18 protein-coding genes and 1 tRNA gene are annotated in these 19,189 nt (G+C 65.8%); 12 read left to right on the plus strand and 7 right to left on the minus strand.

The window, feature by feature from the left end; genetic code table 11:
• Positions 1-86 precede the first annotated feature (86 nt).
• The 4 genes from DCM80_RS11190 to DCM80_RS11205 form a co-directional block, all read right to left on the minus strand.
• A complete protein-coding gene (locus DCM80_RS11190; protein WP_257197006.1) occupies positions 87-701 on the minus strand; it encodes a GDYXXLXY domain-containing protein in 615 nt (204 codons plus the stop codon).
• Positions 698-1,972, minus strand: a complete 1,275-nt coding sequence (locus tag DCM80_RS11195; protein ID WP_257197008.1) for a DUF2157 domain-containing protein — start codon at positions 1,970-1,972, stop codon at positions 698-700. Before DCM80_RS11195 ends, DCM80_RS11190 begins: the two co-directional genes overlap by 4 nt.
• Positions 1,973-2,424: 452 nt before the next feature.
• Positions 2,425-3,405, minus strand: coding sequence for a tripartite tricarboxylate transporter substrate binding protein (locus DCM80_RS11200; protein ID WP_257197009.1), 981 nt, complete (start codon positions 3,403-3,405; stop codon positions 2,425-2,427).
• Between the two features lie 68 nt (positions 3,406-3,473).
• On the minus strand, positions 3,474-5,114 hold the full coding sequence (locus DCM80_RS11205) for an FAD-dependent oxidoreductase (protein ID WP_257197010.1): 1,641 nt from the start codon (positions 5,112-5,114) through the stop codon (positions 3,474-3,476).
• A 115-nt stretch (positions 5,115-5,229) separates the two neighbouring features.
• Between DCM80_RS11205 and DCM80_RS11210 the strand changes: the two genes are divergently transcribed.
• The gene (locus DCM80_RS11210) at positions 5,230-6,129 is read left to right on the plus strand and encodes a LysR family transcriptional regulator (RefSeq protein WP_257197011.1); all 900 of its coding nucleotides are present in this window, start codon (positions 5,230-5,232) and stop codon (positions 6,127-6,129) included.
• 61 nt (positions 6,130-6,190) lie between these two features.
• On the opposite strand, the gene DCM80_RS11215 is transcribed toward DCM80_RS11210, so the two are convergent.
• Positions 6,191-6,280: transfer RNA gene (locus DCM80_RS11215), tRNA-Ser, on the minus strand.
• Positions 6,281-6,687: 407 nt separating this feature from the next.
• Positions 6,688-7,827, minus strand: coding sequence for an ROK family protein (locus DCM80_RS11220; protein WP_257197012.1), 1,140 nt, complete (start codon positions 7,825-7,827; stop codon positions 6,688-6,690).
• Between the two features lie 331 nt (positions 7,828-8,158).
• On the opposite strand from DCM80_RS11220, the gene rplU reads away from it, so the two are divergent.
• The 3 genes from rplU (at position 8,159) to DCM80_RS11235 (ending at position 9,661) form a co-directional block, all read left to right on the plus strand.
• The gene (gene rplU / locus DCM80_RS11225; protein ID WP_257197013.1) at positions 8,159-8,545 is read left to right on the plus strand and encodes a 50S ribosomal protein L21; all 387 of its coding nucleotides are present in this window, start codon (positions 8,159-8,161) and stop codon (positions 8,543-8,545) included.
• A gap of 103 nt (positions 8,546-8,648) precedes the next feature.
• Positions 8,649-8,918 (plus strand): 50S ribosomal protein L27, encoded by a 270-nt coding sequence (gene rpmA / locus DCM80_RS11230; RefSeq protein ID WP_028133240.1) that lies wholly within the window; start codon positions 8,649-8,651, stop codon positions 8,916-8,918.
• Between the two features lie 149 nt (positions 8,919-9,067).
• The gene (locus tag DCM80_RS11235; RefSeq protein ID WP_257197014.1) at positions 9,068-9,661 is read left to right on the plus strand and encodes a GNAT family N-acetyltransferase; all 594 of its coding nucleotides are present in this window, start codon (positions 9,068-9,070) and stop codon (positions 9,659-9,661) included.
• 184 nt (positions 9,662-9,845) lie between these two features.
• Here DCM80_RS11235 and DCM80_RS11240 read toward each other — a convergent pair whose 3' ends face one another.
• Positions 9,846-10,760 carry a DMT family transporter gene (locus tag DCM80_RS11240; protein ID WP_257178851.1) on the minus strand — a complete coding sequence of 305 codons (915 nt, stop codon included), beginning with the start codon at positions 10,758-10,760 and terminating at the stop codon, positions 9,846-9,848.
• 276 nt (positions 10,761-11,036) lie between these two features.
• Here DCM80_RS11240 and DCM80_RS11245 point away from each other — a divergent pair, with 276 nt between their 5' ends.
• The 8 genes from DCM80_RS11245 (at position 11,037) to rlmH (ending at position 19,186) form a co-directional block, all read left to right on the plus strand.
• Positions 11,037-11,519 (plus strand): MaoC family dehydratase, encoded by a 483-nt coding sequence (locus DCM80_RS11245; RefSeq protein ID WP_257197015.1) that lies wholly within the window; start codon positions 11,037-11,039, stop codon positions 11,517-11,519.
• 84 nt (positions 11,520-11,603) lie between these two features.
• Complete coding sequence (gene obgE, locus DCM80_RS11250; RefSeq protein ID WP_257197016.1) at positions 11,604-12,644, plus strand: GTPase ObgE; 1,041 nt, start codon at positions 11,604-11,606, stop codon at positions 12,642-12,644.
• Positions 12,645-12,863: 219 nt separating this feature from the next.
• Positions 12,864-14,498, plus strand: a complete 1,635-nt coding sequence (locus tag DCM80_RS11255) for an alkaline phosphatase family protein (RefSeq protein ID WP_257197017.1) — start codon at positions 12,864-12,866, stop codon at positions 14,496-14,498.
• 214 nt (positions 14,499-14,712) lie between these two features.
• Positions 14,713-15,834, plus strand: coding sequence for a glutamate 5-kinase (gene proB, locus DCM80_RS11260; RefSeq protein WP_257197018.1), 1,122 nt, complete (start codon positions 14,713-14,715; stop codon positions 15,832-15,834).
• A gap of 204 nt (positions 15,835-16,038) precedes the next feature.
• Entirely contained in the window at positions 16,039-17,334 is a 1,296-nt protein-coding gene (locus DCM80_RS11265; RefSeq protein ID WP_257197020.1) for a glutamate-5-semialdehyde dehydrogenase, read from the plus strand.
• Between the two features lie 19 nt (positions 17,335-17,353).
• Positions 17,354-17,998 (plus strand): nicotinate-nucleotide adenylyltransferase, encoded by a 645-nt coding sequence (locus DCM80_RS11270; protein WP_257197021.1) that lies wholly within the window; start codon positions 17,354-17,356, stop codon positions 17,996-17,998.
• A 237-nt stretch (positions 17,999-18,235) separates the two neighbouring features.
• Positions 18,236-18,592 (plus strand): ribosome silencing factor, encoded by a 357-nt coding sequence (gene rsfS, locus DCM80_RS11275; RefSeq protein WP_028133251.1) that lies wholly within the window; start codon positions 18,236-18,238, stop codon positions 18,590-18,592.
• A 111-nt stretch (positions 18,593-18,703) separates the two neighbouring features.
• A complete protein-coding gene (rlmH, locus tag DCM80_RS11280) occupies positions 18,704-19,186 on the plus strand; it encodes a 23S rRNA (pseudouridine(1915)-N(3))-methyltransferase RlmH (protein WP_257197022.1) in 483 nt (160 codons plus the stop codon).
• Positions 19,187-19,189 lie beyond the last annotated feature (3 nt).

The raw sequence follows: 19,189 nt of genomic DNA on the forward strand, positions 1-19,189 counted from the left end.
TTAAAGTAGCGCTGTAAGATCAATGTGTTACGCAAGAAGAGTCAAGCGAGCGCCTCGGCATTCGATTATCCTGGCGCCATTCCCCCCTAATACAGCGGCTCCTCATACACCGGCTCACCATCCAGCAGCAGCCGCTTGATCGCGGCGCGGCCCGAGGGCAGCACGGCGGCGACGATCCGCAGCTTCTGCTGGTTGCGGGCCTGCTCGAGCTTGCCGCCCTCGCCTTGCGGCACGAAATAGCTTTCGAGGCCGTATTTGATCGGCAGCTTGTCGCAGAATCTTCGCCGGTCGTCGCCGCAGGAGCCGCCATAATTTCCGACGCGGCCGCGGATCAGCACTTCGGGCGCGGTGACCGGGACGGGCTCGGCATGCACCGAGACGGCTTGATAGACGCCGCTGGCGTTGGGCGCGAGCTTGACGAAGACGTCGGGGTGGCGCGCATCCGCGACCTTACCGGCGAGCGCGCCCGCCGGCACCTGCGAGATCTCGTAGCGGAGCACGACATAGTCGCCGCGCAGGAGATCGCGCGGATCGACCGGCTGCGTCTGCAAGGTCACCTCGACCCCTTCGCGCAGGATCTGCACGCGGTCGACGACCATCAGCATCAGCAGCAGGCATTGCACCAGGACGGCGACGCCGAACAGCACGGCTTTCGGGATACGCTGCCAGAGCGTAGACAAGGACGTGACCAGCCGGCTCATCGTGCACTCCTCGGCAGCGCGCGGTTGAGCGCCGTGGCAAAGGCAACGGCGACGACACCGGCCGCCGCAAGGAACGCCGAGCGGGCGAGCAGCGAGCCCTTCACCGCCCAGGTGATGCCGGCGATCACGCCGGCGATGCCGAGCCAGCCGGCGACGAAGCGGGGACGGACCTCATCGAGCATGCCGGAGACGACGAGGCACAGCATGGCGCAAAGCAGCGCGGCATAAGCCAGCCAGGGCTCGCCGGCCGGGGCCACCGGCCAGAACGGCGCGGCCAGCAGCACGAGCCCGATGGCGCCGGCGGCAAGGATCTCACCTCTGCGCCTGGTGAGCGTGGCGGAGACGAGGGCGAGGATCACCCCCGCCGCGCCGCACAGGATCGCCCACAGCGGCTGGGCCGAGGCTGCGCGCGCCGTCCGCAAGTGAATGATGTCGTCGACCGTCGTCACCTCCAGGAAGGCCGCAGCGGCCAGCGCGAACGCACCGTGGATCGACAGCACGCGCCCGAGCCGCGCCGCCTGCGGCGATGGCATCGCGGCGATCGCAAGCCCGGCGCCGAACATCAGGGCCGCGCCGTTGGCGAGCACGAAGGCCGGCTGGGCGCCGTCGAGCTCGAAGCGCAGCGAGGTCGCGATCCACCACGGCAGCACCGCGAGCGCGACGAGATGGGCCGCGACGCGGGAATTCCACGCCAAGGCAAGGCCTGCTGCGATCAGCCAGACCGCCACGAAGGGAAGATGCAGGGCGTCCGGCGAATCGTGGATCCGCATGCAGGTCCAGATGCTGGCGGCGACGAGGCCGACCGCGAGCGCTCCGCGCGAGCCGGTCAACAGCGCGGCGGCGAACGCGCCGATCGACCACAGCAGCATGCCGCCGGCAAAATCCTCGCCGAGATGATACATCTGGCCGACCAGCGCGATGCCCGCGCCGAAGATGATCGCGCCCATGCTGGCGCAGAGATCGGCAAGAACGTCGCGGCCCCGCCCAGCGAACCAGGCGCCGAGGGCACCGGTTACGGCCATGCCGGCGAGCAGGATCGCGAACCGCGCCAGCCGCGCGATCTCGGTCCAGTGCGCGGCGACGAAGGCGAGGAACGCGGCCGAGATCAGCAGCCCGCCGACGATGCCGACGACCACGGCGATGTTGATGCCCGCGGGCAACGGGGGCAGCGCATTGCGGATGGACGCGGCCGCCGCCGGCGCAATCACGCCCTCGGCCTCCCATCGCGCCAGATCGGCTTCGAGGCGGTCGCGGTAAGTCTTGTCGAACATCGGGTGTGGTTACCTCGGTCCCGCCGGAGGGCGGGGCATTGCTGGGTCGGAGCGGGCCGGGATTGGGTTCAAGCGGGTGCCGCCGTGCCAGAGGTCTTATGCCCCGGCCAACAATAAACGCGAAAACAACCCCATGCACAGTAGACGAGGTGCGTTGGATCAATGGGTTACACAGGAGCCACGGGCTTGAGCCATGCGATGGATTCAAGACCCGCAACGCCGCTCTCCGCGAGACTCAGCGGTCCCGCGACAGCGACCGGACATTGGCTCCACCAGGCCAACAGCGGCCGGGGGGCACGCGTTCCGGGTTGCCGGGCAGCGCCACCTCACGAGGCTGCGGTCGCATGCCAACCAAAGCGCGATGCGATGAGGATAGATCGCCATCGCGCTTTAGCTTGTTGTTCGAGCATGATCTTGTCGGAAAACCGCTGCGCACTTTTCCGGATCATGCTTTAGTTCGCCTTGATGCCGGCCTCGCGGATCAGCTTGCCCCATTTCGCGCTTTCGTCCTGAATGAAGCGGGCGAACTGTTCGGGCGACATCGGCGCAGGCTCTGCGCCGAGCGTCCTGATTTTCTCGACCACCGACGGGTCCTTCAGCGCTTTCGTGAAGGCCTCGTTCAGCCTGCTGATGATATCGGCGGGCGTGCCTGCGGGAGCAACGAGCCCGAACCAACCAACGGATTCGAAGCCTGCAATGCCGCTCTCCGCGAGGGTCGGCACATCGGGCAAGGACGCCAGGCGGCGCGCCGAGGAAACGCCGATCGCGTTGAGCTTGCGCTCCAGGATCAATTGCCGCGATGCCGGGATATCGAGCACCGCGAACGGAATATGGCCCGCGAGCACGTCGACCGTCGCCGGTGCGGTGCCGCGATAAGGGACCAGCTCCATCGCGATCCCGGTCTTGTGCGTGAACAGCGCGGCTGTCAAATGCATCGCGGTCGAGTTGCCGCCATGTCCAATCGACAGCGCGCCTGGCCTCGCCTTGGCCAGCGCGACCGTTTCGGCCATGTTGTGCGCGGGAATGTCGGCGGCGGAGACGAGCACGAAGGGGATTTCCGCGAGCAGGGTGATGGGCGCGAGATCTTTCAGCGCGAACGGCATCGACGCGTTGAGATACGGGTTGACCGTCAGCGCACCCGCCGGCGCCACGCCGAGCGTGTAGCCGTCCGGCTTCGCCTGCGCGACCGCGGCCATGCCGATGTTGCCCCCTGCTCCGGCGCGGTTCTCGATCACCAGGCCCTGTTTCAGCTCGGCAATGACCAAGGGCTCGAGCGCGCGGATGACGGTGTCGGCGCTGCCGCCGGGCGGAAAGGTCACGATGATCTTGATCAATTGCTCCGGATAGGCTGCCTTCACGGCCTCCAGCGGCAGCCCGACGAAAGTCGCGGCCGTCAGCACGGCCAGAATGCGGCGCCTTGCGATGCGAAACACGTTCTCCTCCTCGATGCGTTTTGTGTGGGCCGCCTGGCGTCGTCGTCAGGCCGGCAGCTTGATCGTCTTTACGCCGCCGCGCCGGTGAGCCGCGCCAGCAAGCCCGGCGCATCTTCGGGCGCAGCCTGCCCACGCCAGGCGATGTGCTGGTCGGGACGCACCAGCACCAGCTTTTCGGCATAGACCCCGTCTGCCTCATCCGGCGCGATGTCGACCAAGGCCAGCGGCATGCCACGCGTCTCCGCCGCGGATCTCAGCGCCGCCACGTCGATCGCTGGATCGAGCCGCAGCAAGGTGTAGCCGACCCCGAAGGCGTCGTAGAGCGAACGTCCGTCGCGCAGGAACAGATGCGGCGCGCGGGCGCCCGGCACGGTGGAGGGCGTGAAGCTGCCCATCGTGTAGGCCGGAGGCGTCTCGCCGTCATAGGCGATGATCGGCGAGGCATCGTAATAGTAGCCGAAATTCAATCCTGCGCAGCAATATTGCTGCACGTTGAGATCGTAGGCCGCCTTCGCCAGCGCGGCGCGCGCCGCCTGGCCGCGCGGCGTGTCGTCCTCGATCTCCGCCGAGACTCCGCCGCGCTGCGCCATCATCTTCATGGCGTGGTCCATCGCAAAGCGCGAGACCTGCTCGGTGATGGGCTGGCGCTCCGCTTCATAGGCGTCGAGGATCGACGCCGGCGCCCAGCCGTTGAGATGCGCCGCCAATTGCCAGCAGAGATCGACGGCGTCGGCGATGCCCGCATTCATGCCGTAGCCCGCATAGGGCATCCACAGATGCGCGGCGTCGCCGCAGATGAAGACCCTGCGATCGCGGAAGCGATCGGCCACGAGGCGCCGCCCGACCCAATCCTCCTTGCTGAGCACACGATATTCAAAGCGCTCGTCGACGCCGAGGATGGCGCGGATCGACCAGTCGCGATCGACCGAGTCGAATTCGGGCTCATCGGGCTTGAGGTGATTGTGGATCAGCCAGCGGTCGCGACCGTCGATGGCAACGGTGGTGCCGGAGCGCCGCGGGTTGAGCGACAGCACCATCCAGGCCGGCTTGTGCGCGCCCATCAGCTCCTTGAGCTGCGGCGCCTCGATGAAGGTCGATTGCACGCGCTGGATCACGGGCGTGCCGGACAGGCTGGCGCCAATCGATTTGCGAACCAGCGAGCGGCTGCCATCGCACCCGATCACGAAGCCGGCGTCGATGCGCAGCAGGCTTCCGCTGTCGAGGTCGCGTGCCAGCACGACCACATGATCGTCATGCTGCTCGATCGACACGACTTCCGTGCGCGCGAGCATGGTGATGCGCGGCTGCGCGGCGGCATGATCGAACAGGATCGGCTCGAGATAGACCTGGTTGATCCGGTGCGGCGGCTCGGGCGTCGGCCACCAGGTATCGGGACCGCCGGTTGCGCTGTAGCGACGCGCGCGCGAGGGAATATCGATGCGGCAGAGCTCGATGCCGGTCGCCGTGGTCCGATAGGAGCAATCGTTGGGAAAGTCCGCCGGAAGTCCCGCCTCGCGCAGCTTGGCGGCGACGCCCAGCCTTCGGAAGATCTCCATCGAGCGCGCCGAGACGTGGTTGCATTTGACGCTGGGCGGATCGCCGGCATGGCGGATCTCGGCGATCACGACGTCGATCCCGCGCGAAGCCAGGTCCATGGCCGCGGTCAAACCCACGGGCCCGGCGCCCACGACCAGCACCTGTGTCCTCATGCTCGTTTCATCCCCCTGGGCAGCTGCGGATTCCTCGTCCGCGCAACATGCACTTTATTGCAGGGTCGTTTATGAGATAAGACAGAAAGAACTCATCAACTCATGAGTTTTGCCTATGAATGTCACCTTGCGGCAGCTGCGGACCTTCGCCGGCGTGTACCGCACCCGCAGCATCACGCGGGCGGCGCGCGAGCTCGGGATCACGCAATCGGCGGCGAGCCTGTTGATCCAGCAGCTCGAGGGCCAGCTCGGCGTCAGGCTGTTCGACCGCTCCACGCGGTCGGTGCAACCGACGCTGGCCGCCCATGAGGCGTTTCACGCCGCCGAACGGATGCTGAGCGATGCGCTGGGCCTGTCGCGGCGCATGCACGACCTCGCGCAAGCGCGCGCCGGCCGCGTCGCGTTCGTCGCATCAGCCGGCGCCGCATCGGCGCTGCTGCCCTTGGTTCTCGCGAGATTCCGCGCGAGCCATCCCGACATCGAGATCGACATGCGCGATGTCGCAGCCGACGATCTCGTGCCGCGCCTGATCGCAACCGACGCGGAATTCGCGATCGGCAGCGTGGAAGGCGAGTTCGCGGAGATGACGATCGAGACGCTGGCGCGCGGACGCTTGAGCGCGATCGGCCGCCGCACCCCCGAGTTCGCCGCGCGGCGTTCCCTCACATGGGACGAGCTGGCGCAGCTGCCCACGATCGCGATGCGGCGCGAGACACGGATCCGGATGCAGATCGATCAGGCGCTGGGCGCGCAGGGCAAGCGTCTGTCACCGACCTATGAGGTGACGCTGATCAACACCGCGCTCGCCATGACGGCCCAGGGCCTGGGCTTCGCCATCCTGCCCGCGACGATGCTGCCGGCCGACCAGTTTCCGAACCTGATCGCCAAGCCGCTGGTGCGCCCGGCCATCACGCGACCGGTGTCCGTGCTGCAGCGGCAGGGCCGAACGCTGTCACCGGCGGCGCAGGCGTTCGTGGCGACGGCGCGAGCGGTGCTGGCGGAACGATCGGGGTGAGCCCGTCTTCCGTCGAGCATCGCGGGCTACGAGTAGAAGGTGCCGGATGGGATTTCAGAGCTGGCGGAGAGGGAGGGATTCGAACCCCCGATAGGCTTGCACCTATGCCGCATTTCGAGTGCGGTGCATTCAACCACTCTGCCACCTCTCCTGAAGGCGCCATATAGAGGCTGGGCCCCTGTGGTTGGGGGCGTTAATAGGCGAGGATGGCCGGCCAGACAAGGCGCGGGAGACGAAAATCAGACCGGTTTTCCAGCTCCGTCCTGGGATGTTGCGGTGGCGTCGAGGCCAATTGCGGATTTGGGCGGCACTTTGAGGAAAATGGGCCGCTTCTCAGCCGGCGCGCCGGCCGGGCCGCGCAATGGTGCCGAATCATGGATCTGGTCGGAAAAACGGGGTGGGACCGCCAGACGCGGTAAACACTGGCGGTCCCGGTGCCGCTCATTGAAACTCTGGCCGTGAAGGGCGGCTTCGCCGGCCAGGCGAGGCGACGATTCGACCCTAGCGTGCGGCGGCAGGTGCGCAACGCAATCCGGTCCTTAACCTAACCGCTCAAGGTTACTCGTCGTCGTTCTTCTTGCTGTCTTTACCCTTCTTCTTGCCGTTGTCCGTGGAATCCCGGTCCTTGCCATTGTCCTTGCGGCGGTTGGTGAAGCGGGCATTGCCGAGGCCGGTGCCGATGGTGAGCACGCCCCAGCGCTCGACGTCCTGCATGAACGGCACCTCGGAGAGGCCCTGCACCACGCCGTCATTGTGCATCAGGATCGCCGTGTCGTGCTCGCCGATCTGCGGAATGCCCTCCAGCAGGCTCGCCGGCAGGTTGAACTTGCTGCTCTCCCAATTGCCGGGAAGATTCTGCGCGCCCTTCTCGATCGAGCCGTCGGCGTTGATCACGCCGGGGCAGGCGATGCCGATGAAGGGGGCGAGCTTGTAGCCTTCCTTATCGGCCTCCGTGATCAGCCCTTTCAGCATCTTGGTGAGCCGCTTCACCGCGCCTTCGCGCGTCGGTTCGTCGTCGGCGTGGCGCCACAGCTCGGAATGCACCACCTTGGCTTTCGACAGGTCCTTGGCTTTTTTCCAGCCGGTTTCCACCAGGCCGCAGCGGATGTTGGTGCCGCCGATATCGACGGCAATGATGCTGTCATGGGCCTCGAAGATCCAGGACGGCGCCAGATGCAGCGCGCCGATCAGGCCGGCTTCATCGGGGTGATGGCGGATCGGCATCATGTCGATCTTGAAGTCCTCGGATTTGAGGATGATTTCGGCGCGCGCGATCGCGAGCTCGCCGAGCCGGGAATCGCGGAAACCGCCGCCGACGATGATGCGCTCGGTCTTGGCCCAGGCCTTGGTCTTGAGGAAGCGGCGCGTGACATAAGCGAGCTCCTGGGCGAAATCCTCGATCGCGCTGTGCACCACGGCCGCGGCCTCGGCGTCGTCGCCGATCATGATGGCATCCAGCGTCTTCTTGTTGATCTCCTCCGTCGGCACCTTGCCGAACGGGTCCTCGCCGGTCTTGCGCAGCGGCTTGCGCCAGCCCTCGAGGATGTCGCGGAACGCGCCTTTGCTGGCGCGGTCGCCGAGGAAGCCGTCCTCGTCCTTGATCTCGATGTTGAAGCTGTCGATGTCCACCGACGGCAGCCGCTCGGCGCCGTGATGGGCGATGCCCGTCGTCGTCTTGACCAGTTCGTCCGTTGCCATTGAAGAGCCCTTGCCCGCTTACCTGTTCCGGCCGGGACAACGGCGCGGGAACCGGTTTGTTGCAACGCTCGCCGAATTTCGCATGAAAGCCGGCAGCACGGCCAAATCCTTCAAATCCGGGCCTTTTTCCGCGGTTTTCCTTGACTTGCGGCCGATGGCGGCTATAAGTCCCACAGCCGGCGCGGGGCGTTTCTCGCGCCGCTTGTTTTTGCGTGGGTTTTCAAGGGGATAAGCCCCACCCGCACAAAACGCAGATAAACCCGTAGCGACTGACAAAAAGCCGGCCCGGACAATCCGTCACGAGGCCGGGATTGAACACGGAGAAAGAACGATGTTCGCAGTCATCAAAACCGGCGGCAAGCAATACCGCGTCGTGCCGGATGATGTTCTCGAAGTAGGCAAGATCGAAGGCGAAGTCGGCTCGATCGTGCAGTTGAATGAAGTTCTGGTGGTCGGCGGCGACACGCCGGTGCTGGGCATTCCCACGGTCGCAGGCGCGTCCGTTGCGGTCGAGGTGCTCGACCACAAGCGCGGCCCCAAGGTCATCGCGTTCAAGAAGCGCCGCCGCAAGAATTCGCGCCGCAAGCGCGGCTATCGCGACGAGATCACGGTTCTGCGCGTCAGCGAAATCCTGACCGACGGCGCCAAGCCCACCAAGGGCCCGCGTCCGAAGCGGGAGAGGGTGGCGAAGGAGCCGGCAGCGGAAGCCGCCGAGTAACGCGAGATCGATCACGCCCATTCACGAATTGAGGCGTGAGAAATTTTGAAATGATTCCGTCAAGGAATTGACCTAGAAATACGCAGGATTTCGGAGACGAGCCATGGCTCACAAAAAAGCAGGCGGTTCATCGCGTAACGGACGCGATTCCAAGGGCAAGCGCCTCGGTATCAAGGCGTTCGGCGGGGAGCTCGTCACTCCCGGCAACATCATTGCGCGTCAGCGCGGCACCACCTGGCACCCCGGCCTTAATGTCGGCATGGGCACGGACCATACGCTGTTCGCCAAGATCGAGGGTCGTGTTGCGTTCCAGGCCAAAGCCAACGGCCGCACCTTCGTATCGGTACTCCCGATCGCAGAGGCTGCTGAATAGACGGTGGATCAAATGGAGTCCGCCGGTCCCGACTGAACCGGCGGAGTCCAGATCATAGCGATCGAAGGCTCCAGGGGAGGCGGGAAACCGGCCTCCCCTTTTCTTTTGACTTGCTCACTTTGACTTAGTGACTTCTAGCGGAGCCGGACATGTTGCAGGATTTCTCGAGCGTGACCTTGGCCGAGGCGAGACCCAGCGTCGTCGCCACCGAACGGCTGACTTTGCGGCGGCCGACGCTGGCCGACGTCAGGACCATCGCCCGGCTCGCCAACGACCGCCGCGTCGCGGAAAACACCCGCCGCCTGCCGCACCCCTATTCGCAGGACGACGCCGTCGAGTTCATCCGCGCCACCGCCGCGCTCGGCAGCGAAACCGTGTTCCTGATCGAGCACGATAACGGCCCGGTCGGCATGGTCGGCATCGACTGCTCCACGCCTGGGAATGCCGAGCTCGGCTATTGGCTCGGCGTCGAGCATTGGGGCCGCGGCTTTGCCACCGAGGCGGCGCGCGGCGCGATCGATTTCTTCTTCGAGGAGTTCGAGGACGAGCATCTCTATGCGGGTGCGCGCGTCACCAACCCGGCCTCGCGCAAGGTGCTGGAGAAGTGCGGCTTCCAATGGAGCGGCGTCCAGCTGCATCGATTCCTGGCGCTGGGCTCCTCGACGCCGGTCGATTGCTTCCGCCTGTCGCGCGGCGTGTGGGCCTCGCTGAAGAGCTGGAGCAGCGCGCGGCGGATGAGGTAGGCGCGCTGCAGCGTCATTCACGACTGTCATCCCGGGGCGCGGCAAAGCCGCGAGCCCGGGATCCATAATCCCGGAGCGGAGTGTGAGGCAAAGCGCCCACTCCGAGTTTTCGCAACACGACGTCCTGTGGGTATGGATCCCGGGCTCGCGCTTTGCGCGCCCCGGGATGACGTTGTGAGTGTGGCTACGCTGGCGGATTCACTTCCTCACTCGGACGCCCCAGATCCCGCTCGCGCAAGTAAATATAGAACCCGGCGCCGATGATGATCGCGGCGCCGACGAGGGTTGCGACCGACGGCACGTCGCCGAACACGACGAAGCCGAAGATCACGGCCCAGACGATCATCGAATATTGGTACGGCACCACGACGCTGGCCGGCGCCAGCTTGAGCGAGCGGTTGACGCAGAACAGCGCGGTGACCGAAACCAGCCCGGCGGCCGCGAAGATGACGAGGCTACCAGGGGTCGGCGGCACCCAGTTGAAGGCCGACAGCACCGCGCCCAGCGAGAACGTGCCGACGAATTGCGTGGACGCCATCACGATGTCGGGCGTCTTGCGCAGGCTGCGCGTGATCAGCATCAGGGTTGCGAAGGACAGGCTGCCGCCGAGCGCGATCAGCGCCGGCAGGCTGACGGTCTGGGCCGAGGGCCGCAGCGCGATCAGCACACCGCAGAAGCCGATCAGGATCGCGGTCCAGCGCCGCCAGCCGACCTTCTCCCCCAGGAAGATCGCCGACATCGCGGTGACGAAGATCGGGCCGGCGAGATAATAGGTGATGACGTCGGCAAGCGGCAGGTAGACGGTCGCAAGAAAAAAGGCGGCGACCTCCAGCGTCGAGAGCACGACGCGAATGAACTGCAAGCCCGGCCGTTCCAGATGCAGAAACTGGTGACGCTGGGTCCAGATCAGCGGCGACAGCAACAGCAGTGCCGCGCAGGCGCGCAGGAACAGCAGCTGCCCCACCGAATAGGTCCCGACCAGGAACTTGCCCATGGCATCGCCGAACGAGAACATGAAGATCGACAGCAGCATGAGCCCGATGCCGGCCAGCCGCGCGGAGCGGTCATCATAGGCGGAGAGGTTCTTGAAGAGGGGCATTGCTGTCGTGGGTAGGAGCCGTCATTGCGAGGAGCTCTTGCGACGAAGCAATCCAGTCTGCTTCCGCAGAGACAGACTGGATTGCTTCGCTTCGCTCGCAATGACGAGCGGAGAGAGCGCGGAAATCCGACGATTAGAGTCGCCTGCGGTCGTTTTAATGACGTGGCCGCGCCGGACAAGCCCGCATCCGCCGAATTGAACGGATTGTCGCACTCATCGCATCGCGGTAGCGATAAACGCCCCAGCGACCGAGAGAGCCAAGAAGAGAGCTAAGCCATGACCGATTTCGATCCCACCCAGCATCGCATGATCCCCACGCAACGCTGGTTTGAGGATTTCGTCGTCGGCGAGCGCTTCGTGCTGCCGGGCCGCACCCAGACGCCGGCGATCTTCGCGGCATTCCAGACCGCGAGCGGCGACACCCATCCCGTGCATTACGACGTGGAATATTGCCGCAGCCGCGGCATGCCGCATCTGCTCGCCCACGGCTTCCAGACCCTGATCCACACCGCCCCCGGCGCCGGCCTGTTTCCGTTCATGGTCGAGGACTCCCTGGTCGGCTTCCTCGAGCAGTCGAGCCGGTTTCTCAAGCCGGTGTTCGCGGACGACACGATCTATCCGGCGCTCGAGGTCACCGAGCTCTCGCCGGGCCGCACGACCGGCGCGGTGACGCTGCGCAGCACCGTGTTCAACCAGCGCAAGGAGCTGGTGCTGGAGGGGATGCAGAAATTCCTGATCCGGAAGCGGCCGGCTGGTTAAGCACGCCCCAAGTTCGCGGAAATTCGGGCGATTTGCGGGTCTATCCGGGTTGCCGCGGGAGACCTGCTGGCCTACCTATGGCCGATGAAATTCCTTGACGAAGCAAAGGTCTATATCCGCTCCGGCGACGGCGGGAACGGCTGCGTGGCGTTCCGCCGCGAGAAGTTCATCGAGTTCGGCGGCCCCTCCGGCGGCAATGGCGGCCGCGGCGGCAACGTCATCATCGAGGTCGCCGACGGCCTCAACACGCTGATCGACTACCGCTACCAGCAGCACTTCAAGGCCCAGAAGGGCGAGAACGGCTCGGGCTCGGACCGCCACGGCGCCAACGGCAAGAACATCGTGCTGAAGGTGCCTGTCGGCACCCAGATCTTCGACGAGGACCGCGAGACGCTGATCCACGACTTCACTGAGGTCGGCGAGAAGTTCGTGCTGGCCGAGGGCGGCAATGGCGGCTTCGGCAACGCGCATTTCAAGTCGTCGACCAACCGCGCGCCGCGCAACGCCAATCCCGGCCAGCCCGGGGAAGAGCGCTGGATCTGGCTGCGTCTGAAGCTGATTGCGGACGCCGGCCTCGTCGGCCTGCCCAATGCCGGCAAGTCGACCTTCCTGTCCAAGGTCAGCGCGGCAAAGCCGAAGATCGCCGATTATCCCTTCACCACGCTGCATCCGCAGCTCGGCGTCGTGAACGCCGACGGCCGCGAGTTCGTGCTGGCCGACATTCCCGGCCTGATCGAGGGCGCGCATGAGGGCGCGGGTCTCGGCGACCGCTTCCTCGGCCATGTGGAGCGCTGCCGCGTGCTGCTGCACCTGGTCGACGCCACCTGCGAGCATGCCGGCAAGGCCTACAAGACGGTGCGCAAGGAGCTCGACGCCTATGGCGGCCAGCTCACCGACAAGATCGAGATCGTCGCGCTGAACAAGATCGACGCGGTCGAGCCGGACGAATTGAAGAAGCAGAAGGAGCGGCTGAAGCGCGCCGCCAAGAAGACCCCGCTGTTGCTGTCCGGCGTAACCGGCCAGGGCGTGAAGGAAGCCTTGCGTGCGCTGGCCGAGGTGATCGGCGAAGCCCCGGTGTCGGCCAAGGCGAAGAGCGCGGCCGAGGCGGAGCCGTGGTCGGCGTGATTGTTCACGCTTGGAGAACCTCATGGTGAGGAGCGCGGAACGCGCGTCTCGAACCATGAAGGCCCGGTTCTCGCGCGCGGCCATCCTTCGAGACGCCCGCTTTAGGCGGGCTCCTCAGGATGAGGGTCGGTGGTTGTGACTCAATCAACTGGGCACTAGCTTGTCTTCGCGCTTCCGATATCGCAGCATCACACAATCAAGAAAATGCAGGGATGACGCATGGCGCGCGCGAAGAACGTTCTCTGGATCATGTGCGACCAGCTTCGCTATGATTATCTCGGCTGCACCGGCCATCCCACGCTGAAGACGCCCAATATCGACGCCATGGCCAGGCGCGGCGTGCTGTTCAGCAAGGCCTATGTGCAATCGCCGATCTGCGGGCCGTCGCGGATGTCGTTCTACACCGGCCGCTACATGCGCTCGCACGGCTCGCACTGGAACGGCTGGCCGCTGCGCGTCGGTGAGCCCACGCTCGGCGATCACCTCAGGAAGATCGGCGTGCGCAACGTGCTGGTCGGCAAGACCCACATGGCCCCTGATATCGAAGGCATGAAGGCGCTCGGCATCCCGCCGGAATCGATCATCGGCGTGCATGTCGCCGAATGCGGGTTCGAGCCGTATGAACGTGACGACGGCCTGCATCCGACCGGACGTCCGCGGCCGAAGTACGATGACTATCTGCGCCAGCAGGGTTTCGAAGCGACCAATCCCTGGGAGCACTGGGCCAATTCCGGCGCGGCGGACGACGGCAGCTTGCAGAACGGCTGGCTGCTGGTGCATGCGGACAAGGCCGCGCGCGTGCCGGAGGAGCATTCCGAGACGCCTTACATGACGCGCCGCGCGATGGACTTCATCAGCGAGGCCGAGACCGACGGCCGGCCGTGGTGCCTGCACCTGTCCTACATCAAGCCGCACTGGCCCTATATCGCGCCAGAGCCCTATGCGAGCATGTATTCCACCGACGACATGATTCCGGTGATCCGCTCGATGCGCGAGCGACAAAATCCGCATCCGGTGTTCGGCGCCTATATGGACATGCGCTACTCCCGCAACATGGCGCGCGACGATGCCCGCGAGAAGGTGATCCCGACCTATATGGGCCTGATCACGCAGATCGACGACCAGATGGGCGTGCTGATGAAATTTCTGGAAGAGCGCGATCTGCTGGACACCACCATGATCGTGTTCACGTCAGATCATGGCGACTATCTCGGCGATCACTGGATGGGCGAGAAGGATCTATTCCACGAACAGTCGGCGAAGATCCCGCTCATCGTCATCGATCCCTCGAAGGCGGCCGACGCCACGCGCGGCACGCGCAGCGACGCGCTGGTCGAGGCCATCGACCTCGCTCCCACCTTCGTCGATTATTTCGGCGGCAAGGTGCCGGGCCATATCCTCGAAGGACGTTCGCTGCTGCCGCTGTTGCGCGGCGAGAGCCCGCCGGACTGGCGCAAGGTGGCGTTCTCCGAATACGACTATGCCATGCAGGACGTGCGGCTGAAGCTGAACCAGCCGATCGAGCGCTGCCGACTGTTCATGGTGTACGACGGCCGCTGGAAATACATCCACGCCTCGGGCTTCCGCCCGATGCTGTACGACCTCGAAACCGATCCGGAAGAATATCTGGATCGCGGCGATGACCCCGATTGCGCCGGCATCATCGCGCGTCTCCAGGCCGAGCTGTTCGACTGGGCGCTGCATCCGAACGGCCACATCACCACCCCGCGCGAGAAGATCGCGGCCTATGCCGACAACCAGCTCCAGGTGAAGAACGGCGTCTTGATCGGCATCTGGGACGAGACGGAGCTCGCCGCGATCAAGGACGGCATCGCCCAGCGCGGGAAGATGTAGACCTCTTCGCGCTCGGGGCCGCACTGAGGCTTGCCGGCGAAGTCGGGCGGGCTGCCGGCGGGAGCCACATGCCGGGACCGGCGACACAGGGCCGACATGCGCCGTTTACCATCCCGATTGCCTTGCGCCGGTCACCGTCCTGCTGCAAAAGCAGGGCTCATCGGCGCCGCCTGCCGCTTCGCCGTCATTCCATCCAGCGCCAGCACGCAGAGACATGGCCAGCCCCGAACTCAGTCAATTCCGCCGTATCGTCGTCAAGGTCGGCTCCGCGCTGCTGGTCGATTCCGACAAGGGCGAGGTGCGGGCGTCCTGGCTGGCCGCGCTTGCCGACGACATGGCCAAGCTGCACGAGGAAGGGCGCGACGTCCTCGTGGTCTCCTCCGGCTCGATCGCGCTTGGCCGTAGCCGCCTCAAGCTGCCGCGCGGCCCGCTGAAGCTGGAAGAGAGCCAGGCCGCGGCCGCAGTCGGCCAGATCGCGCTGGCGCGGATCTGGTCCGAGGTGCTCGGGACCCACGGCATCGGCACCGGCCAGATCCTGGTGACGCCGCAGGACACCGAGGAGCGCCGCCGCTATCTCAACGCGCGCTCCACCATCGGCAAGCTGCTGGAATGGCGCGCCATCCCCGTGATCAACGAGAACGACACGGTGGCGACCAACGAGATCCGCTACGGCGACAACGACCGCCTCGCCGCGCGCGTCGCCACCATGGCGAGCGCCGACCTGCTCGTGCTGCTGTCCGACATCGACGGGCTCTACGACGCTCCGCCGAAGAACAACCCGAACGCCAAACTGATTCCGGTGGTCGAGAGCATCTCCTCGGAGATCGAGGCGGTGGCCGGCGACGCCGAATCCGAGCTGTCGCGCGGCGGCATGCGCACCAAGGTCGAGGCGGCCAAGATCGCCACGACAGGCGGCACGCATATGCTGATCGCCTCCGGCAAGATCGAGCATCCGCTGCGGGCGATCGCCGATGGCGGCCGCTGCACCTGGTTCCTGACGCCCGCCAACCCCATCACCTCGCGCAAGCGCTGGATCGCGGGCACGCTGGAGCCGAAGGGCACGCTGACGATCGATGCCGGCGCGGTGACGGCGCTGCGCGCCGGCGCCAGCCTGCTGCCGGCTGGCGTGATCAAGGTCGAGGGCCAGTTCGCCCGCGGCGATGCCGTGATCGTGCGCGGCCCCGACAGCAGCGAGATCGGCCGCGGCCTGATCGCCTACGACGCCGACGAGGCCGAGCGGATCAGGGGCCGCTCCTCCCCGGACGTGATGGCCATCCTCGGCATCAGCGGCCGCGCCGAGATGATCCACCGCGACGATCTGGTGGTCGGCGGGTAGCGCCCTTTGCGCCGTCATTCCGGTAGGGTCCGACGGACCAGACCTCAGGTGCGCAATTGCGCACCGGGGAATCTCAAGATTCCGGGCTCAGTGCTCACGCACCGCCCCGGAATGACGTCGGGAGACCAGCCATACGCTGCCCGCCCTTCGCAGAAGCGGGATTTCCGTGCTAGGACACCGCCTTAGCAGAAGGTTGAAACTCCAATGGCCGCCCCCCTCAAAGCCGTCGACGGCAATGCCGATCTCCAGACGCTGATGTCCGATCTCGGGACCCGTGCCCGCGCGGCCGCGCGGGTGCTGGCGCTGGCGCCGCCGGAGCAGAAGAACCGGGCGCTGGAGGCCATGGAGCGGGCGATCCGCAGCCATGCGGCCGCCATTCTCGCCGCCAATGCCGAGGACGTCGCCGAGGCCCGCGCCTCCGGCAGCGCCACCTCCGCCTTCATCGACCGCCTGACGCTGACCGAGGCGCGGATCGAGGGCATGGCCGAGGGCATCGCCATCGTCCGCGGCATCGCCGATCCCATCGGCACCGTCACCGAAAGCTGGCAGCGGCCGAACGGCATGACCATCGAGCGCGTGCGCGTGCCGCTCGGCGTCGTCGGCGTGATCTTCGAGAGCCGGCCAAACGTCGCCGCGGACGCCGGCGTGCTGTGCCTGAAATCCGGCAATGCCGTGATCCTGCGCGGCGGCTCCGACAGTTTCCGCTCATGCCGCGCCATCCACGAGTGCCTGGTGCAGGGCCTGCGCGAAGCCGGCCTGCCTGAAGCCGCGATCACGCTGGTGCCGACGCGCGACCGCGCCGCGGTCGGCATGATGCTGTCAGGATTGAACGGCGCCATCGACGTGATCGTGCCGCGCGGGGGCAAGAGCCTCGTCGCCCGCGTCGAGCAGGAAGCGCGCGTGCCTGTCTTCGCGCATCTCGAAGGCGTCAACCACGTCTATGTCGATGCCAGCGCCGATCTCGCCATGGCGAAGTCGATCGTGCTCAACGCCAAGATGCGCCGCACCGGCGTCTGCGGCGCGGCCGAGACGCTGCTGGTCGACCGCGCGGCCGCCGGCAAAAATCTGAAGCCGCTGGTCGAGATGCTGCTCGATGCGGGCTGCGAAGTGCGGGGCGACGACGCGGTGCAGAAAACGGACGCGCGCGTCAAACCCGCCAGCGATGACGATTGGGACACCGAATATCTCGATGCGATCATCGCGGCGAAGGTGGTGGACGGCGTCGACGGCGCGATCGCGCACATCCAGAATCACGGCTCGCACCACACCGATGCGATCGTGAGTGCCGACGAGGCTGCGGCGAACAAATTCCTCAGCGAAGTCGATTCCGCAATCGTGCTGCACAACGCCTCGACGCAGTTCGCCGATGGCGGAGAGTTCGGCTTCGGTGCCGAGATCGGCATCGCCACCGGGCGCTTCCACGCCCGCGGCCCTGTCGGCGCCGAGCAATTGACGAGCTTCAAATATCGCGTCCACGGCACCGGGCAGACGCGGCCGTAAACGTCGCGAGGCGCGGGCATTGAACAGCAATTTCGTCCTGCCGCGCTTCCTGGCGCAAGCGGTCCCGCCCTATACGGAGGGCATGCGCATCGGCCTGCTCGGCGGCTCGTTCAATCCGCCGCATCAGGCGCATCGGGCCATCAGCCAGTTCGCGCTGAAGCGATTGCAACTCGATCGCGTCTGGTGGCTGGTGACCCCCGGCAATCCGCTGAAGGAGAACGGCACGCTGCATGAGCTCGGCGCGCGCATGCAGGCCGCGCGCGACGTCGCCGACGATCCCAGGATCGAGGTCAGCTGTCTCGAATCCGTCATTCGCACCCGCTATACTATTGACACGATCAACACCTTGCGCCGCCGCCTCTCGGGCCTGCGCTTTGTCTGGATCATGGGCGCCGACAACCTCGCTCAATTCCATCGTTGGCAGCACTGGCGGCGCATCGCCGACCAGGTGCCGATCGCGGTGGTCGATCGCCCGCCGCAGAGTTTTCGCGCCCTCGCCTCGCCTGCTGCCAGGGCGTTGGCGCGCTACCGCCTGCCCGAGAAGAAGGCCCCGCTGCTTGCTGATCAGCCGGCGCCGGCCTGGGTCTTCCTGACCGGAATGAAGCTGAACCTGTCCTCGACGGGCCTGCGGAACCCGGATGGGAGCTGGAAAGGTACGAAGTGAGTCAGACCGTGGGGGCCGGGTGGGCGTCGGGCCTCTCTGGCATATTGAAACCCTTAACCCCACATGATGTAGTGTAACCGGTGGACGCCGGATTCGGCGTTCGCGATACAGTGAAAGGAATGGTCCCTGACCGCATCTGTATTGTCCAAGTCTACTTCCACGAAGTCAGCTTCGACGAAGCCTGTTTTACCCAAGGTTGCCAAGCCGGCGCGTAAAACATCGACCAAAGCTGCGGCCTTGGAGGCGCAACCCGACGCCGACAAGACGCTGAGCCTGATCCTCTCCCGCCTTGAGGACATGAAGGCGGAAGAGACGGTCACCATCGACCTTCGCGGCAAATCGGCGTACTCTGACTACATGATCGTCACCACCGGCCGGGCCAACCGGCACGTCGGCGCGATCGCGGAAAACGTCACCAAGAGCCTGAAGGAAAACGGCATCAAGAACATCCATGTCGAGGGCTTGCCCAATTGCGACTGGGTGCTGATCGATTCCGGCGACGTGATCGTGCACGTGTTCAGACCCGAGGTCCGCGAGTTCTACAATCTCGAGCGATTGTACACGCAGGGCCCAGGGGCGGCGAAGGCGATCTAGGCTCCAAGGCGACATAGGCTCGCTGGCCGATTTCGAATCGGCTGACGCGCATGCTAGCGTCGTGCGCGCGCATCATGCGCGCGGTATTGAGAACGCGACCCTGAAGAGATCATGCGTGTTGCCGTCATTGCGGTGGGCCGGCTGAAGCAGGGGCCCGAACGTGAGCTTGCCGACCGCTATTTCGAGCGGTTCAGCGAAGCCGGCGGCAAGCTCGGATTCCGCGGGCTCAGCGTCCACGAAGTCGCCGAAAGCCGCGCGCGGGACACGGCGACGCGGATGGCCGAGGAGGCCGCGGCGATCTCGGCGCATGTCCCGGAAAAACCCATCCTGGTGGCGCTGGACGAGCGCGGGCAGAATCTCGATTCCACCGTATTCGCACGGCATCTGGCGCGCTGGCGGGACGAAGGCGTCGGACATACTATCTTCATGATCGGAGGGGCGGACGGACTTTCGCCCGAATTGCGCCGTAAGGCCAAGCTCGCGATCGCGTTCGGCTCTGCGACCTGGCCGCACCAAATGGTCCGCGTCATGCTTCTGGAACAGCTTTACCGGGCCGCCACCATTCTGGCCGGCCATCCCTATCACCGCGCGTGATGC

The organism is Bradyrhizobium sp. WBOS08, assembly GCF_024585125.1.
GTDB lineage: Bacteria > Pseudomonadota > Alphaproteobacteria > Rhizobiales > Xanthobacteraceae > Bradyrhizobium > Bradyrhizobium japonicum_B.

Coding starts and splice junctions, on each gene's coding strand:
- DCM80_RS11190 (WP_257197006.1), bottom strand. CDS start 701: ATGAGCCGGCTGGTCACGTCCTTGTCTACGCTCTGGCAGCGTATCCCG.
- DCM80_RS11195 (WP_257197008.1), bottom strand. CDS start 1,972: ATGTTCGACAAGACTTACCGCGACCGCCTCGAAGCCGATCTGGCGCGA.
- DCM80_RS11205 (WP_257197010.1), bottom strand. CDS start 5,114: ATGAGGACACAGGTGCTGGTCGTGGGCGCCGGGCCCGTGGGTTTGACC.
- DCM80_RS11210 (WP_257197011.1), top strand. CDS start 5,230: ATGAATGTCACCTTGCGGCAGCTGCGGACCTTCGCCGGCGTGTACCGC.
- DCM80_RS11220 (WP_257197012.1), bottom strand. CDS start 7,827: ATGGCAACGGACGAACTGGTCAAGACGACGACGGGCATCGCCCATCAC.
- rplU (WP_257197013.1), top strand. CDS start 8,159: ATGTTCGCAGTCATCAAAACCGGCGGCAAGCAATACCGCGTCGTGCCG.
- rpmA (WP_028133240.1), top strand. CDS start 8,649: ATGGCTCACAAAAAAGCAGGCGGTTCATCGCGTAACGGACGCGATTCC.
- DCM80_RS11235 (WP_257197014.1), top strand. CDS start 9,068: ATGTTGCAGGATTTCTCGAGCGTGACCTTGGCCGAGGCGAGACCCAGC.
- DCM80_RS11240 (WP_257178851.1), bottom strand. CDS start 10,760: ATGCCCCTCTTCAAGAACCTCTCCGCCTATGATGACCGCTCCGCGCGG.
- DCM80_RS11245 (WP_257197015.1), top strand. CDS start 11,037: ATGACCGATTTCGATCCCACCCAGCATCGCATGATCCCCACGCAACGC.
- obgE (WP_257197016.1), top strand. CDS start 11,604: ATGAAATTCCTTGACGAAGCAAAGGTCTATATCCGCTCCGGCGACGGC.
- DCM80_RS11255 (WP_257197017.1), top strand. CDS start 12,864: ATGGCGCGCGCGAAGAACGTTCTCTGGATCATGTGCGACCAGCTTCGC.
- proB (WP_257197018.1), top strand. CDS start 14,713: ATGGCCAGCCCCGAACTCAGTCAATTCCGCCGTATCGTCGTCAAGGTC.
- DCM80_RS11265 (WP_257197020.1), top strand. CDS start 16,039: ATGGCCGCCCCCCTCAAAGCCGTCGACGGCAATGCCGATCTCCAGACG.
- rlmH (WP_257197022.1), top strand. CDS start 18,704: ATGCGTGTTGCCGTCATTGCGGTGGGCCGGCTGAAGCAGGGGCCCGAA.